At 67.6% G+C, this 14,962-nt stretch carries 14 protein-coding genes; 6 read left to right on the top strand and 8 right to left on the bottom strand.

Features of this window, described 5'->3' with window-relative positions:
- Nucleotides 1-82 precede the first annotated feature (82 nt).
- From pepQ to rph, 8 genes are all read right to left on the bottom strand, one after another.
- On the bottom strand, nt 83-1,414 hold the full coding sequence (pepQ, locus tag AC1DJN_RS14285; RefSeq protein WP_025874203.1) for a Xaa-Pro dipeptidase: 1,332 nt from the start codon (nt 1,412-1,414) through the stop codon (nt 83-85).
- 75 nt (nt 1,415-1,489) lie between these two features.
- Entirely contained in the window at nt 1,490-1,864 is a 375-nt protein-coding gene (locus AC1DJN_RS14280) for a PilZ domain-containing protein (RefSeq protein WP_025874204.1), read from the bottom strand.
- Nucleotides 1,861-4,137: a DUF1631 family protein gene (locus AC1DJN_RS14275; RefSeq protein WP_442252288.1), complete on the bottom strand. Its 2,277-nt coding sequence runs from the start codon at nt 4,135-4,137 to the stop codon at nt 1,861-1,863. The genes AC1DJN_RS14280 and AC1DJN_RS14275 overlap by 4 nt, the downstream gene beginning before the upstream one ends.
- Nucleotides 4,138-4,256: 119 nt before the next feature.
- Nucleotides 4,257-5,483, bottom strand: a complete 1,227-nt coding sequence (gene hemW, locus AC1DJN_RS14270) for a radical SAM family heme chaperone HemW (protein ID WP_478039352.1) — start codon at nt 5,481-5,483, stop codon at nt 4,257-4,259.
- Between the two features lie 34 nt (nt 5,484-5,517).
- Nucleotides 5,518-6,018 carry a hypothetical protein gene (locus tag AC1DJN_RS14265; protein ID WP_442252286.1) on the bottom strand — a complete coding sequence of 167 codons (501 nt, stop codon included), beginning with the start codon at nt 6,016-6,018 and terminating at the stop codon, nt 5,518-5,520.
- 26 nt (nt 6,019-6,044) lie between these two features.
- On the bottom strand, nt 6,045-6,647 hold the full coding sequence (gene rdgB / locus AC1DJN_RS14260; RefSeq protein WP_025874208.1) for an RdgB/HAM1 family non-canonical purine NTP pyrophosphatase: 603 nt from the start codon (nt 6,645-6,647) through the stop codon (nt 6,045-6,047).
- Nucleotides 6,647-7,033, bottom strand: a complete 387-nt coding sequence (locus AC1DJN_RS14255; RefSeq protein ID WP_025874209.1) for a VOC family protein — start codon at nt 7,031-7,033, stop codon at nt 6,647-6,649. Before AC1DJN_RS14255 ends, rdgB begins: the two co-directional genes overlap by 1 nt.
- On the bottom strand, nt 7,030-7,755 hold the full coding sequence (gene rph, locus AC1DJN_RS14250) for a ribonuclease PH (RefSeq protein WP_442252285.1): 726 nt from the start codon (nt 7,753-7,755) through the stop codon (nt 7,030-7,032). The genes AC1DJN_RS14255 and rph overlap by 4 nt, the downstream gene beginning before the upstream one ends.
- 123 nt (nt 7,756-7,878) lie before the next feature.
- On the opposite strand from rph, the gene AC1DJN_RS14245 reads away from it, so the two are divergent.
- From AC1DJN_RS14245 to recG, 6 genes are all read left to right on the top strand, one after another.
- The gene (locus AC1DJN_RS14245; protein ID WP_032976986.1) at nt 7,879-8,739 is read left to right on the top strand and encodes a YicC/YloC family endoribonuclease; all 861 of its coding nucleotides are present in this window, start codon (nt 7,879-7,881) and stop codon (nt 8,737-8,739) included.
- Nucleotides 8,736-9,398, top strand: a complete 663-nt coding sequence (gene gmk, locus AC1DJN_RS14240) for a guanylate kinase (protein ID WP_032976987.1) — start codon at nt 8,736-8,738, stop codon at nt 9,396-9,398. The genes AC1DJN_RS14245 and gmk overlap by 4 nt, the downstream gene beginning before the upstream one ends.
- Nucleotides 9,399-9,508: 110 nt before the next feature.
- The gene (rpoZ, locus tag AC1DJN_RS14235) at nt 9,509-9,808 is read left to right on the top strand and encodes a DNA-directed RNA polymerase subunit omega (RefSeq protein WP_005410877.1); all 300 of its coding nucleotides are present in this window, start codon (nt 9,509-9,511) and stop codon (nt 9,806-9,808) included.
- A 106-nt stretch (nt 9,809-9,914) separates the two neighbouring features.
- Entirely contained in the window at nt 9,915-12,077 is a 2,163-nt protein-coding gene (locus AC1DJN_RS14230) for a RelA/SpoT family protein (protein ID WP_478039351.1), read from the top strand.
- Nucleotides 12,078-12,274: 197 nt separating this feature from the next.
- The gene (locus AC1DJN_RS14225; RefSeq protein ID WP_025874214.1) at nt 12,275-12,661 is read left to right on the top strand and encodes a RidA family protein; all 387 of its coding nucleotides are present in this window, start codon (nt 12,275-12,277) and stop codon (nt 12,659-12,661) included.
- A 7-nt stretch (nt 12,662-12,668) separates the two neighbouring features.
- The gene (gene recG / locus AC1DJN_RS14220) at nt 12,669-14,780 is read left to right on the top strand and encodes an ATP-dependent DNA helicase RecG (protein WP_442252284.1); all 2,112 of its coding nucleotides are present in this window, start codon (nt 12,669-12,671) and stop codon (nt 14,778-14,780) included.
- The last annotated feature ends 182 nt before the right edge of the window (nt 14,781-14,962 follow it).

The following is a 14,962-nucleotide window of genomic DNA, read 5'->3' as shown; positions in this document are numbered from 1 at the left end:
GGACGTACTTGCAGCGTCCCCTGCATGGCCCACCCGCCCCACCAACCGCGGCTTTTGATTTCAGCATCCAACCACGAGGGGCTCAGCCGTTGGCCGCCGCAAACACCGGGCGCGTCAGGTTGTCCGCTTCGCCATCAGTGCACAGCACTTCGTCTTCAATGCGGATGCCGCCGTACGGACGGAAGAAGTCCACACGCTCCCAGTTGATCGCATCGCCATGACCGGCGGCCTTCACTTCGTTCAACAGCATGTCGATGAAGTACAGGCCCGGCTCGATCGTCACCACCATGCCCGGCTCCAGCACGCGGGTCAGGCGCAGGTACGGATGGCCGGCGGGACGCTCGATGCGGCCGCCTTCATCGCTGGCCGCGAAACCGGCCACGTCATGCACCTGCAGGCCGATCAGGTGGCCGATGCCATGCGGGAAGAACGCGGCGCTGACGCCGGTTTCCAGCGCGGTCTGCGGCGATACCTTGATCACGCCGAAGTCCTTCAGCACGCCCATCAGCGACAGGTGCGCATCCACGTGCAGCTGCTTGTAGTCGAAGCCCGGGCGCACGGCCGCGCACATCGTCTGCTGCGCGGCATCGACCGCTTCGATCATCGCGGCGAACTCGTCATGGCCGGCGGCGGCGTAGGTGCGGGTGATGTCGCTGGCATAGCCGTGCGCGCTGGCGCCGGCATCGATCAGGAAGCTGCGCAGCGGTTGCGGTGCCTTGCGGCCCAGTTCGGTGTAATGCAGCACCGCCGCATGCTCGTTCAAGGCCACGATGTTGCCGTACGGCAGCTCGGTGGCGTCCTGGCCCACGGCCTGGCAGTACGCCATGTGGATGCTGAACTCGTCGGCGCCGTTGCGGAACGCCGCTTCGGCCGCGCGATGGCCGCGCACGCCGAGCACCTGCGCCTGGCGCATCAGGGCGATTTCGTACGGCGTCTTGCTGCCGCGGTGCCATTCCAGGTAGTTCACCACCGGCGCCGGATTGTTGGGCACATACGCGCCCAGCGCGCTCTGCGGCTCTCCCAGGATCGCGCAGCGCGCCGGGTCGGGCGGCAGCAGTGCCAGCGCTTCGTCCGGCGTGCGGATGATATGGATGTCGAAGTGCTCGACCCACCAGCCGCTCGGTGCATCCGGCACCACATGCCAGTAGTCGAACGGCTGGTGGAAGATCACCGCCGGACGCTTGCCCGGGGTGAACACGATCCAGCTGTTGGGTACACGGGTCAGCGGCAGCCAAGCCTTGAACTGCGGGTTGACCGCGTACGGATAGTCACGATCGTCGAAGACCTGGTAGTGCAGGGTGCCGCTGGGCACCACCAGGTGGTCGAAGCCGCCGCGTGCCAGCGCCTGCTCGGCGCGTCGGCACAGCACGGCCAGGTGGTCGGGATACAGGGCGCCGGGGTCTTGCTGGATCATTGCGGTRGCTCGACACGGAAAACGGCCCTAGATTCTGCCGGATACCGACGCAATCCGCTGTGCCGGAACCGGCACTCAGCCCGTCGAAACCGGTGCCTCGTCGCTGTCTTCGCCGATCCACCGGCGCAGCAGCTGCCGATGCTCGCGTGACAGGGTCAGGAAGCGGAAGCCTGCCCAGCTCTGGCCGGGTGCATGCGCCGGTTCGCTCCATAGCAGGTGTACGCCGACGTCGATCCACTCGCTGCGGCCATCGGCCAATGGCAGCGGGAAGCGCAACTGATACAGCGCATCGTCGCGCAGCGCGGCGCTGGCCAGCATCAGCATGCCGGTCTCGGACACGTTGCCAAGCCGGCCGACCACGCTGTCGCGCATCTGGTCGGTCACCGGTACCAGATCGGACACCTGCCGGCGCGGCGCGCGGCGGGTATCAACGGGCGGTTGCGTACTCATGCGTTGGGCTCCTGCGGGCGACGTCCGGCCAGCGTGCGCAGTGCGCTCAGGCTGGCCTGCCAGGCGCGGTCGACCAGACGGCCCCTGTCTTCGGTGACCAGCTGCGCGCGTCCGGCGGCCATCTGCCGGGCGAGGGCATCCAGGGTGGTTTCGCCGATCTTCTGCCCACGCGCGTTGACCAGCAGCACATGACCGGTCAGCAGGCTGTACCAGGACAGGCGCTGGCGGCGCAGCGCGCCTTCGCCATCGTCGATATCGAACCAGCTGCCGAAGGGCAGCGCGCACAGCTGCTGGTAACTGGCCTCCTCGGCCTCGCTGCGTGGTGCCGCATCGCTTGCCGGGGCCTGTGCGCCGGTGTGTTCGCCCAGCCGTGCACGGGCCTTCAGGCGTGCACTGAGCTCGGTGCGCGAGGTGCTTTCGTCTTCGCCACCTGGCGTGGACAGGCGGCGCGCGACGGCAGCCGCCTCCTCTGCGTGGTAGCCCACCTGCAGCAGGGCCGATTCAACCTCGGCAGCCAGCGCAGCGTCGGTCGCGCTGCTTTCGCTTGCGGCCTCGGCAGTGATCGCCGCGATGCGTTCGGTCTGCTGCAGGCGCTCCTGCCATTGCGGCGAATCATCGCCGTGGCGCAGGCGGGTCAGCGTCAATGCATCTGCCCACGCCTGGCGCAGCAGTGTCTGTACGAAGCGCGGCGGCTCCTGCGTATCGCAGCACTGGTCGATCTGCGCATTGGCCTGGCGTCGCGCAAGTTCCAGCCGCTCCTTGCCGCGTGCGGCTTCCACGTGGCGGCGCTCGGCCAGTTCGGCGCGGTGCGCGGCGGCGCGCTGGTGCTGCTGTATCTCGTCGTTGGCGGCGGCAAAGGCCTCGGGAGTGCGTGCATCCTGGCCGAGCAGGCCCTGCACGCTCTGCGCCAGTCGCTGCAGCAGCTGCGGATCGACATCGTCATCGCCGAGCCAGCTGGCGCCGGCTTCAGCGACATGGTTGAGCAGTTCGCGTGCCGGATGTTCGTCGCGCACGAAGAAGCCCGGGTCGGCCATCGCTGCGCGCGCCAGCGGTACCTGCAGGCGCGCGAGCAGGGCGGCTGGCACCGGGTCCGGCCGTTGCTGCTGCTGCACCTGCTGCAGCAGCAGGCGCAGCAGATCGAGGTTGTCGCGGTCGTGGCTGCCAAGGCTGGCCTGCGCGCCATGTTCGCTGCGCAGCTGGGCGACCACGGCGGCCTGCAGATCGGTCATGGCGCTGGCGGCGCTGGCCTGCCCCTGCAGGCGCGCCAGCACGGCATCAACCGCTGCACTGGGCAGGGCCGCTGGATCGGCCGCGGGCTGCGGAATCTGCCGCGCCTGTTGCAGCATCTCGTGCAGCACGCTGCTGGCCGGTACCGTCATGCCGGCCGACGCGCCGGGCGCGTCCGCATCCGCGAAGGCGTCCTGCATCAACGTCGACCACGAGCCGGGCGGTGCCGAGCCGCCCCAGCCGGTCATCGGCGTGGGCACGCGCGGAGACGGGCGTCCACTGCGGCCGCTGCCGACCGACTGGGTGATGATCCGGCGGGTGCTCGAAGAACGTGCCAGGTACGGGGTGTAGACCAGGCCCGGCAGGATGCCGTGCTGTGCCAGCAGCGCATTGGCGCGGTCGAGCACATTGCCCAGCCGCTCCAGTACCTGCCGCTCGAAGCTGCGGTACAGCGCCATCTGTACCTCGGCGCTGAGGGCATCCTGTTCGGCCAGCTTCCGTACCATCGCGCACAGGGCCTGCGGTGCCAGGGGCAGGGTGTCAGCTTCAAAGGCTGGTGCGCCGGCAACAACACCCAGGCGCTGGCCCAGCAGGTTCAAGGCGTTGGCCGAACGCAGGGTTTCCCGGCGCACCATTTCGGTCAGCAGCAGGTCGCGGTCGACTTCATGCTCGGCCACCAAGCTCAACCCCAGCATGCCGGGCAAGGGCGGTGGCGTGGTGGCGGCCACGACCGGGGTGATCGGTTCACGCAGCCGCGCAAGCGCATCGGCCAGCGCATCGAGCATGCGGTCGCTGAAGTGGCCGGCGAACGCATGCAGCTGGCCGCGCTGTGCCAGCAGGTCGGCCTGCTGCTGCGGGTTGCGGGCATGGTCGGCGTCATGCAGCAGGGTCTGCTCCAGCGCTTCCACGGTCAGGATCAGCGGTGCCGTCAGGGCCTGGTGGCACAGGCCGATCAACGCGCCCAGCAGCTCGCGCACGCGCGGCGGCAGGTCGGCTGCGGCCAGGCGGGCAGTGTCGGCACTGGAAAGGGAAAAGACAGCAGACATCGGCGAGGGGGTCCGGATTCCCGCGGATCGATCTTGGAATCTACCGTGTCGGCCGGTGAAGGCGCTACTTTAGCGATGGATCCATTCAGGGCCGCCTGCGATGGCGGCGCCGCAGCAGATCATGCTTCCAGGAACAGGCTGACCACATCGTTGGTGAAGCGCCGGCCCAGTTCGGTCGGCTGCACGTGCCCGTCTGCCACCACCAGCCAGCCACGCTGCACTGCTTCGCGCAGTGGTGTGTCCAGCACGCTGCGGGCCAGGCCGGTGCGCGATTCGAAGTCGCGCAGGCTGAACCCTTCGTGCAGGCGCAGCAGGTTGAGCATGTACTCGAACGGCAGGCGCTCGTCGGCGATCACTTCGTCACCGCCGAACGATGCGGCCGTGCCTGCGGTATCCATGAACGTCTGCGGGTGCTTGTGTTTCCAGCGTCGCAGCACGTGTTCCTCGGCACCGGAACTGATCTTGCCGTGTGCGCCGGCACCAATGCCGAGGTAGTCACCAAAACGCCAGTAATTCAGGTTGTGCGCGCTCTGCCGGCCGGGGCGGGCATAGGCACTCACCTCGTACTGGCCGAAGCCGGCCTGCGCCAGCAGCGCCTGGCAGTGTTCCTGCATGTCCCAGGCATGGTCTTCATCGGGGATGCCCTGCGGCGGCCGCGCGAAGAACACGGTGTTTGGTTCCAGGGTCAGCTGGTAGTGCGAGATGTGGGCCGGCTGCAACGCGAACGCGCGTTCCAGATCGGCCTCGGCACCGGCCAGGGTCTGCTCCGGCAGTGCGTACATCAGGTCGATGTTGAAGTTGTCGTAGCCCGCGTCCTGCGCCATCTTCACCGCGCGCTCGGCCTCGCCACTGTCGTGGATGCGGCCCAGTCGTTTCAGCGCGGCATCATCGAAACTCTGGATGCCGAAGCTGAGGCGGTTGACCCCGGCCGCGCGGTAGCGATCAAAGCGACCGTGCTCGGCGGTACCCGGGTTGGTTTCCAGAGTGATCTCGGCGTTCGGCGCAAAGCGCAGGCGGGCACTGGCCTGCTGCAGGAAGCGGTCGATCGCCTCGGGCGGGAACAGGCTGGGCGTGCCACCCCCGAAGAACACGCTGCTGACCACCCGGCCCCAGACCAGCGGCAGGTCCTGGTCGAGGTCGCGCACCAGCGCATCGATGTAGGCATCGAAGGGCAGTTCGCCCTTGGCCTGGTGCGAGTTGAAGTCGCAGTACGGGCACTTGCGCASRCACCACGGCAGATGCACGTACAGCGCCAGCGGCGGTGGCACCAGACGTGGCGGGGCGTCGTGGTCGCAGGACTCGCCGGGCAGGTGGTTGCAGTGGTCGTGGTCGTGGGCGTGCGGCATGGCTGGCGTGATGCGGACGTGGGGGAGCGGCAGATCAGTCCGCCGCCCGTAGAAGAGGGTCGACCAGGGAGCGCGGCTGCGCGCGAAGCACGGCAGCGGCAATCTGGCGGAAGAAGGGCGAGGGCCCTTTGTAGCTGCCTATAGCGTTGTCCATCAAACGGTGGCGCGCCGGACTGCAGCCATTGCGCATGCACAGATGGAGACCGGAGACCATGGCCTTGCGCTTGTCGGCAAAACTGTCAAGCCGTACTTCCAGCACGTCCACCAACGCCACATGGCGCCACCGATGCAGGCTGCCGATGTTGTGATAGCGCATGTGGCCGGCAGCAGCGTCCAGTTCGACGCGCTGCCACATGATGGGCGCGCCGATGAGCGTGATGACGGTCATGCCGGCCAGCGCAACCACCGGTACCGCCCACCAGGATTCCTTCCCTGTCCACGCCAACATGCCGCCAAAGATCGCACCACTGATCAGCCCCAGTACGGCAAGCAGTTGCACCAGTTCCATTCCGGTGCGGTAGCGCTTCACTGTCATCCTTGAGTCTCCTGTCGGATGCTGGTTCAGGCCGCGAACTGCTGCTTGAGCTGCTGCTTGAGCTGCTGCAGGGCGATGGCGCGATGGCTGATGGCGTTCTTCAACGCCGGTTCCATTTCCGCAGCAGTCAGGCCGTGGGTGGTGTCCAGGAACACCGGGTTGTAGCCGAATCCATTGGTACCGCGAAGTTCGCGGATGATCTGACCTTCCCAGCGACCTTCGCAGATCAGCGGCTGCGGGTCGGTGGCATGGCGCAGCAGCACGATCACGGCGTAGAAGCGGGCGCTGCGCTGGCCATCGGCGATGTCGGCCATCGCTTCCAGCAGCTTGGCATTGTTGGCCGCCGCATTGGTCGGGTGACCGGCATAGCGCGCGCTGTACAGGCCCGGTGCACCGCCGAGGGCATCGACGATCAGGCCCGAATCATCGGCCAGCGCCGGCAGGCCGGTCGCTTCGCAGGCCGCGCGCGCCTTCAGCAGCGCGTTCTCGACGAAGGTCAGGCCGGTCTCTTCCACATCGCCCAGGCCCAGTTCGGCGGCCGAAGTGATCTGCAGCGGCAGGTCGGCGAGGATTTCCTGCATTTCCACCAGCTTGCCAGCGTTGTGGCTGGCCAGGACAAGCTTCTTCATCAGCGGGGCTCCAACAGGTCCCAGGTGTTGCCGTACAGGTCGCGGAACACCGCGACCGTGGCGTAGGGTTCTTCGCGCGGTTCTTCCAGGAACTGGACACCGGCAGCCAGCATCGCCGCGTGGTCGCGGCGGAAGTCATCGGTATTGAGGAAGAAGCCGACGCGGCCACCGGTCTGGTTGCCGATACGACTGCGCTGCTCGTCGTCGCTGGCGCGGGCCAGCAGCAGGGCGGCGGCGCTGCCATCGGTCGGGCCGACCACCACCCAGCGCTTGCTGCCCTGGTCGATGTCGTCCAGCAGCTGGAAGCCGAGCTTGCCGGTGTACCAGGCGATGGCCTCGTCATAGTCGGCCACCACCAGGGTGGTCAGGGCAATGCGCCGGTTCATGCCGACAGCGCTGCCTGCTGCGCGGCCAGCAGCTCGGTCACGCCCTTCTCGGCCAGGCCCAGCAGCGCATCGAGCTCGTCACGGCGGAAGGCATGGCCTTCGGCGGTGCCCTGCAGTTCGATGAAGCCGCCACCGTCGTTCATCACCACGTTCATGTCGGTGTCGCAGTCGCTGTCTTCGGCGTAGTCCAGGTCCAGCACCGAGGTGCCGCGGTAGACGCCGACCGACACCGCCGCCACCGCGCCGAGGATCGGGTTGCGCTTGATGTCGCCGCGCTTCATCAGCACGTTCACCGCATCGACCAGGGCCACGTAGGCGCCGGTGATGGCCGCGGTGCGGGTGCCGCCGTCGGCCTGCAGCACGTCGCAGTCCAGGGTGATGGTGCGTTCGCCCAGTGCGTTGCGGTCCACGCAGGCGCGCAGGCTGCGACCGATCAGGCGCTGGATCTCCAGCGTGCGGCCGCCCTGCTTGCCGCGTGCGGCTTCGCGGTCGCTGCGGGTGTGGGTGGCGCGCGGCAGCATGCCGTACTCGGCGGTCACCCAGCCTTCGCCCTTGCCACGCAGGAAGCCCGGCACCCGGTTCTCGATGCTGGCCGTGCACAGCACGCGGGTTTCACCGAAGCAGACCAGCACCGAACCTTCGGCGTGGCGGGTGAAACCGCGCTGGATGACGACCGGGCGCAGCTGATCGGGCTGACGGCCACTGGGGCGGAAATCGGACATGGGGCAGGTTCCGTAGGGAAAGGGAGTACGCCACCATCCCCGCGGCCTTCACGGGGCGGGGGAAAGGGGCTCAAAAGAGACCGCTAGGGTACCATTCCCCCTTTGCAAGCACCGGATACATCCATGATTCGAAGCATGACGGCCTATGCCGGCGGCGAGCGCTCCACCCCGTGGGGAACGCTGGGCTGCGAGCTGCGCTCGGTCAACCACCGCTTCCTGGAAGTGGGCACGCGCCTGCCCGAGGAACTGCGCGCATTGGAACCGCAGCTGCGCGAACGCATTTCCGCGCGCCTGAGCCGTGGCAAGCTGGATCTGGTGATGCGCCTGCGCGCGCCGGACTCGGCCGCCAGCCTGCAGGTCAACGAGGTGCTGCTGGGCCAGCTGGGCCAGCTGGCGCACCGGCTGACCTCCGATTTCCCCAACCTGCAGGTCAGCTTCACCGACCTGCTGCAGCTGCCGGGCGTCACCCAGGGTGAGGCCACCGATGCGGCAGCCCTGCAGATTGAAGCGCTGGCGCTGCTGGACCAGGTGCTGGAGGGCTTCATCGCCGCCCGCGAGCGTGAAGGCAATACGCTGGCCACCGCCATCGCCGAGCGCGTGGATGCCATCGAGCGCATCGCCGCGGAGGTCCGTACGCTGATTCCCGCCATTCGCGACGGTCAGCGCACCAAGCTCGCCGCTCGCCTGGCCGACCTGCCGCATCCGGTTGATCCGGGCCGCGCCGAGCAGGAACTGGTGATGTGGCTGCAGAAGCTGGACGTGGACGAGGAGCTGGATCGCCTGTCCAGCCATATCGTCGAGATCCGCCGCGTGCTCAAGCAGCGTGAACCGGTCGGCCGCCGCCTGGACTTCCTGCTGCAGGAGTTCAACCGCGAGGCCAACACGCTTGGCTCCAAGTCGGTGGACAGCCGCACGTCCAACGCCGCCGTCGAGCTGAAGGTGCTGATCGACCAGATCCGCGAGCAGGTGCAGAACATCGAATGAGCATTTCCACGCCCCCGGCCGCGATCGCACGCGGCACGCTGTACATCGTTGCCGCCCCCTCCGGCGCCGGCAAGAGCAGCATCGTCAACGCCACCCTGGCGCGCGACCCGCAGATTGCCCTGTCGATCTCCTTCACCTCGCGCGCCATGCGCCCGGGTGAAGTGAACGGCCAGCACTACCACTTCGTCAGCGCCGAGAAGTTCGAGGAAATGATCGCCGCCGGCGACTTCTTCGAACACGCCTGGGTGCATGGTGACTGGAAGGGCACCGCCCGGCAGTCGGTGGAGCCGCAGCTGGCCGCCGGCCAGGACGTGCTGCTGGAAATCGACTGGCAGGGCGCGCAGCAGGTGCGCCAGCTGGTGCCGGGCACGGTGACGGTGTTCATCCTGCCGCCGTCCAAGCAGGCCCTGCAGGACCGCATGCGCAAGCGTGGCCAGGACAGCGAGGCGGTCATCGCCCAGCGCCTGGGCGCCGCCCGCGATGAAATGCTGCACTTCAACGAGTTCGACTACGTCATCGTCAATGAAGTGTTCGACACCGCCGTGGACGAACTGTGTGCGATCTTCACCGCCAGCCGCCTGCGCCGGGACGCCCAGAAGGTCCGCCATGCCGGCCTGATCCAGGCCCTGCTGACCCCGGATGCGGGTTCAACTGATTGATTCCTAAAGGGTCCGGTGGGGGTTGGCTTGATTTTGTCCAGCCCCTGCCAGTACACTCCGTCCCCTTTCCCTCATTCGACTGAGCGGCCGACCGGTCGCCGGGAGCCCGTATGGCCCGCATTACCGTAGAAGATTGCCTGGAAGTCGTTAACAACCGTTTCGAGCTGGTGATGATGGCCTCCAAGCGCGCCCGTCAGCTCGCCAATGGCGTGCAGGCCACGCTGGACAACAGCGAGACCGAGGACAAGCCGACCGTGCTGGCGCTGCGCGAAATCGCTGCCCGCAAGATCGACAACGCGCTGATCGACGAAGTCGAGAAGGCCGAGCGTGAGCGCGCCGAGCGCGAAGCGCTGGAGTGGGCCGCCGCCGAAGTGGTCGCCGACGAAGACATGTCCAAGAACGACGATTGATCGCATCGATCAACGTCATTGCTGGATACGCCGAACAGCCCGCCCCGTGCGGGCTGTTTCGCATTCAGGGTTTGCCGTAAACGTCGCGCTGGCATAGGCTTTGGCCATGAACCCAGGCCCCACTGCCAAGGTCGCCGCAGTCCCCGCTGCCGCCRTACCCGATTACGTCCTCCAGCTCGAACGCGCCGCCCACTACCTGCCGCCCGAGCAGCTGCCGCTGCTGCGCCGTGCGTGGGAAGTCGGTGCCTCCGCGCACGCTGGGCAGACGCGCAAGTCGGGTGAGCCCTACATCACCCATCCGGTGGCCGTGGCCCAGGTGCTGGCCGAGCTCGGCCTGGACGTGGAAGCGCTGATCGCCGCGATCCTGCACGACACCATCGAAGACACCCCGCTGACCCGCGAGGCCCTGTCGGCCGAGTTCGGCGAAGCCGTGGCCGAACTGGTGGACGGCGTCACCAAGCTGGACAAGCTGAAGTTCCGCGACCGCCAGGAAGCGGCCGCCGAAAGCTTCCGCAAGATGCTGCTGGCGATGTCGCGCGACCTGCGCGTGATCATGATCAAGCTGGCCGACCGCCTGCACAACATGCGCACGCTGGGCGCGCAGAGCCGCGAAGCGCGTGGCCGCATCGCCCGCGAGACGTTGGAGATCTACGCCCCGATCGCGCAGCGGCTGGGCATGAGCCTGGTCAAGAGCGAACTGCAGAACCTTGGCTTCAAGGCGCTGTACCCGTGGCGCCACGCGATCCTGGAAAAGCACATCCGCAGCCAGCCGGTCGTGCGCCGCGAGGCGCTGGCGCAGGTGGAAGTGCAGCTGTCGCAGCGCTTGGCCAAGGAAGGCATCGAGCACCGCCTGGTCAGCCGCATCAAGACCCCGTGGAGCATCTACAACAAGATGCGCGACGAGAACAAATCCTTCGACCAGGTGATGGATGTGTTCGGCTTCCGCCTGGTGGTACGCGGCGTACCGCAGTGCTACCACTCGCTGGGCGCGGTGCATGCCGCGTTCAAGCCGCTCGATGGGCGCTTCCGCGATTTCATCGCCATTCCCAAGGCCAACGGCTACCAGTCGCTGCACACGGTGCTGTTCGGCCCGTATGGTTCGCCGATCGAGGTGCAGATCCGCACCGAGGAAATGGACCTGATCGCCGAGCGCGGCGTGGCTGCGCACTGGACCTACAAGTTCGGCGGTGATTCGCCCAACAGCGCGCAGAGCCGCGCCCACGCCTGGATCGTCGAACTGATCGATTCGCAGCGGGCCGCCGGTTCGTCGCTGGAGTTCCTCGACAACGTCAAGGTCGACCTGTTCCCGGACGAGGTCTACCTGTTCACCCCCAAGGGCAAGATCCTGGCCCTGCCGCGCAATTCCACCGCGCTCGACTTCGCCTACGCCGTGCATACCGACGTCGGCAACATGGCCGTGGCCTCGCGCGTGGACAAGAAACTGGTGCCACTGCGTACCAAGCTGGTGTCCGGGCAGTCGGTGGAGATCATCACCGCGCGCTCGGCCACGCCCAAGCCGCAGTGGCTCGAATTCGTGGTGACCAGCAAGGCGCGCACCGCCATCCGCCACCAGCTCAAGCAGCTGGAGCACGAAGACGCCGTGCAGTTGGGCCACCGCATGCTCGACCGCGCGCTGGAGGCGATGGACAGCTCGCTGGAGCGCCTGCCCAAGGGCCGCCTGGATGCCTTCCTGGCCGAACACCGGTTCCCGCGCCTGGAGGCCCTGCTGGCGGAAGTCGCGCTGGGCAACTGGATGCCGACCCAGGCTGCGCAGGCACTGATGGCCTACGCCGAACTGCGCGGCGGCGCGCATTCGCGCCACAGCTCGCAGGAAAAGATCCTGATCAACGGCAGCGAGCGTGGCGTGGTCACCTTCGCCGGCTGCTGCCAGCCCATTCCGGGCGACGACATCATGGGCTACCACACCGCCGGCAAGGGCATCGTGGTGCACCGCATGGATTGCCCGAACCTGGCCGAACTGCGCAAGTCGCCCGAGCGTTGGGTGCTGATCGGCTGGGATACCACCGTATCCGGCGACTACGACACCTCGCTGGTGGTGGAAGTGGAGAACGGCACCGGCGTGCTCGCACAGCTGGCCGCTGCGATCGCGCAGAGCCACTCCAACATCGAGCGCGTGGATTACCTGGACCGCGATTTCAACGCCGCAGTGCTGGCGTTCAACATCCAGGTGCGCGACCGCAACCATCTGGCCGAAGTGATGCGTCGCCTGCGCCGCCTGTCGGTCGTGCAGGCCGTTCGCCGGCAGTAGATCCTGCGCGTACTCTGGTAGCGCCGGGCCATGCTCGGCGAGCGCGCGGCGCGGCATGAATCAAATGCCGCCGGGCATGGCCCGGCGCTACCGGATCCGCGCTGTTTCCCAACGGGAAGAGGATCCGACCCCAGCCGACATTGCCCCCACCCGGTACAATCACCGCTCTGTTTTCCCCCAACGCACCGGAGCGACCCATGTCCCGCCAGATCATCAACACCGAAAAGGCCCCGGCCGCCATCGGCCCGTACTCGCAGGCCGTGCGCGCCGGCAACACCGTGTATTTCTCCGGCCAGATTCCGCTCGACCCGGCCACCGGCGACATCGTCGGCGTCGGTGACGTCGAAGCGCAGGCCCGTCGTGCCTTCGACAACCTCAAGGCCGTGGCCGAAGCCGCCGGCGGTTCGCTGGACAAGGTCGTGCGCCTGGGCCTGTACCTGACCGACCTGGCCGAATTCGCCAAGGTCAACGCGGTGATGCAGGACTACTTCCAGGCCCCGTTCCCGGCCCGTTCCACCATCGAAGTCTCCGGCCTGCCGAAGGGCGCCAACTTCGAGGTCGACGCGGTGATGGTCATCGACTGACCGCCACGTGGCACGCAAGGCGGCGGTCACCCCGGCACTGGCACCGTCCGGTGAAGCATCGCTTGCGGTGCTCGCCGGCGTCGGGCCGGCCGTGGCCGCCAAGCTGCAGGCGCGTGGCCTGGCCACCCTGCAGGATCTCTGGCTGCACCTGCCGCTGCGCTATGAAGACCGTACCCGGCTGACCCGCATCGAAGACCTGCGCAACGGCATTCCGGCGCAGGTGGAAGTGCGGGTGGTGGCCGTCGAGCGCGGCATGCGCTACCGGCCGATGCTGAAAGTGGCAGTGGAGGATGAAGGGCAGGGCACCCTGGTGCTGCGCTTCTTCCATTTCCGCCAGCAGCAGGTCGGCCAGTTCGCGGTCGGCAACCGCCTGCGCTGCTTTGGTACGCCCAAACCGGGGCACCTCGGGTTGGAGATTGTCCATCCCAGTTACCAGGTGCTGGGCCGCAACGACGATCCCGATCTCGGCGACCGCCTCGACCCGGTGTATCCCACCGTCGAAGGCGTCGGCCCGATGACGATGCGCAAGCTGATCGGCCAGGCGCTTGATCGCCTGCCGGAAGAAAGCACGCTGGAACTGCTGCCGACCGGCTGGCTCGAGGGCCTCGGCCTGCCATCGCTGCGCAGTGCGCTGCTGACCGTGCATCAGCCACCACCGGATGCAGACCTGGCCGCACTTGCCGCCGGTACCCATCCAGCGCAGCGCCGGCTGGCAATGGAAGAACTGCTGGCGCACCACCTCAGCCTGCGTCGCCAGCGCATTGCGCTGCAGGCGCATCACGCGCCGCCGCTGGCCGGTCCCGGCAAGCTGGCCAAGGCGTTGTTGAAGCAGCTGCCGTTCGCGTTGACCGGCGCGCAGGCACGCGTGTTCAAGCAGATCCGCGAAGACCTTGCGCGCCCCAGCCCGATGCTGCGGCTGGTGCAGGGCGATGTCGGCTCGGGCAAGACCGTGGTGGCGGCATTGGCAGCGATGCTGGCGGTGGAGCAGGGCAAGCAGGTCGCACTGGCCGCCCCCACCGAACTGCTGGCCGAACAGCATCTCAACAACCTGCGCGGCTGGCTGGAGCCGTTGGGCGTGCGCATCGCCTGGCTGGCCGGCAAGGTCACCGGCAAGGCGCGCGCGAAGGTGATGGAACAGGTTGCCAACGGCGAAGCGCAGGTGGTGGTGGGTACCCACGCACTGATGCAGGAGGCGGTGGTATTCCACGATCTGGCGCTGGCCATCGTCGATGAGCAGCACCGCTTCGGCGTTCACCAGCGCCTGGCGCTGCGCGACAAGGGCAAGGGCGGCAACAACGTGCCGCACCAGCTGGTGATGACCGCCACGCCGATTCCGCGCACGCTGGCGATGTCCGAATACGCCGACCTGGATGTATCGGCCATCGACGAACTGCCGCCGGGCCGCACGCCGGTGCAGACCGTGGCACTGAACAACGATCGCCGCCCCGAGCTGATCGAGCGCATCGCCCTGGCCCGCCGCGAAGGGCGGCAGGTGTACTGGGTGTGCACGCTCATCGAAGAAAGCGAAGAACTGGATGCCACCCCGGCACAGGCCACCTACGAATCGCTGCAGGCGCTGCTGCCGGGCGTGCGCGTGGGGCTGGTGCATGGCCGGCTGAAAGCGGCCGAGAAGCTGGCGACGATGGTCGCGTTCAAGGCCGGCGACATCGACCTGCTGGTGGCCACCACCGTGATCGAAGTCGGCGTGGACGTGCCCAACGCCTCGCTGATGGTGATCGAGAACGCCGAGCGCTTGGGCCTGGCCCAGCTGCACCAGCTGCGTGGCCGCGTCGGCCGTGGTTCGGCGGTGTCGCGCTGCGTGCTGCTGTACCAGGCACCGCTTTCGCAGATGGCACGCGAACGCCTGCAGACCATGCGCGAAACCAACGACGGTTTCGTCATTGCCGAGAAGGATCTGGAGCTGCGCGGGCCCGGCGAACTGCTGGGCACCCGGCAGACGGGCCTGGCCGGTTTCCGCATTGCCGATCTGGCCCGCGATGCCGGCCTGCTGCCGGGCGTGCATGCGCTGGCCGAACGCCTGCTGGCGCAGCAACCGGCGCTTGCAGATCGCGTGGTGCAGCGCTGGATCGGTACGGCCGTGCGCTACGCCTCGGCGTAAGGATCGGGCAGCCGGCCGGGGTCAGAGCCCTTGTCCTGCGACCAACGGATCCGACCCCTGCATTTCCTACGCTGCCGGCAACTGCGTGCCCATGTATTCGGCCAAACCCCGGCATGCCAGCAGCAACCCGAAGGGATAACGGGACGCGGTCATGTCGGCGGTCCTTGTGCGCAAGGCAGGAG

Source organism: Stenotrophomonas sp. 05L414_2, from assembly GCF_056397905.1.
This window is presented reverse-complemented; position numbering and strand designations above follow the sequence as displayed.

Excerpts from the sequence above, each read along its gene's own strand:
- pepQ (WP_025874203.1), bottom strand. The coding sequence starts at position 1,414 with ATGATCCAGCAAGACCCCGGCGCCCTGTATCCCGACCACCTGGCCGTG.
- AC1DJN_RS14280 (WP_025874204.1), bottom strand. The coding sequence starts at position 1,864 with ATGAGTACGCAACCGCCCGTTGATACCCGCCGCGCGCCGCGCCGGCAG.
- AC1DJN_RS14275 (WP_442252288.1), bottom strand. The coding sequence starts at position 4,137 with ATGTCTGCTGTCTTTTCCCTTTCCAGTGCCGACACTGCCCGCCTGGCC.
- AC1DJN_RS14265 (WP_442252286.1), bottom strand. The coding sequence starts at position 6,018 with ATGACAGTGAAGCGCTACCGCACCGGAATGGAACTGGTGCAACTGCTT.
- rdgB (WP_025874208.1), bottom strand. The coding sequence starts at position 6,647 with ATGAAGAAGCTTGTCCTGGCCAGCCACAACGCTGGCAAGCTGGTGGAA.
- AC1DJN_RS14255 (WP_025874209.1), bottom strand. The coding sequence starts at position 7,033 with ATGAACCGGCGCATTGCCCTGACCACCCTGGTGGTGGCCGACTATGAC.
- rph (WP_442252285.1), bottom strand. The coding sequence starts at position 7,755 with ATGTCCGATTTCCGCCCCAGTGGCCGTCAGCCCGATCAGCTGCGCCCG.
- AC1DJN_RS14245 (WP_032976986.1), top strand. The coding sequence starts at position 7,879 with ATGATTCGAAGCATGACGGCCTATGCCGGCGGCGAGCGCTCCACCCCG.
- gmk (WP_032976987.1), top strand. The coding sequence starts at position 8,736 with ATGAGCATTTCCACGCCCCCGGCCGCGATCGCACGCGGCACGCTGTAC.
- rpoZ (WP_005410877.1), top strand. The coding sequence starts at position 9,509 with ATGGCCCGCATTACCGTAGAAGATTGCCTGGAAGTCGTTAACAACCGT.
- AC1DJN_RS14225 (WP_025874214.1), top strand. The coding sequence starts at position 12,275 with ATGTCCCGCCAGATCATCAACACCGAAAAGGCCCCGGCCGCCATCGGC.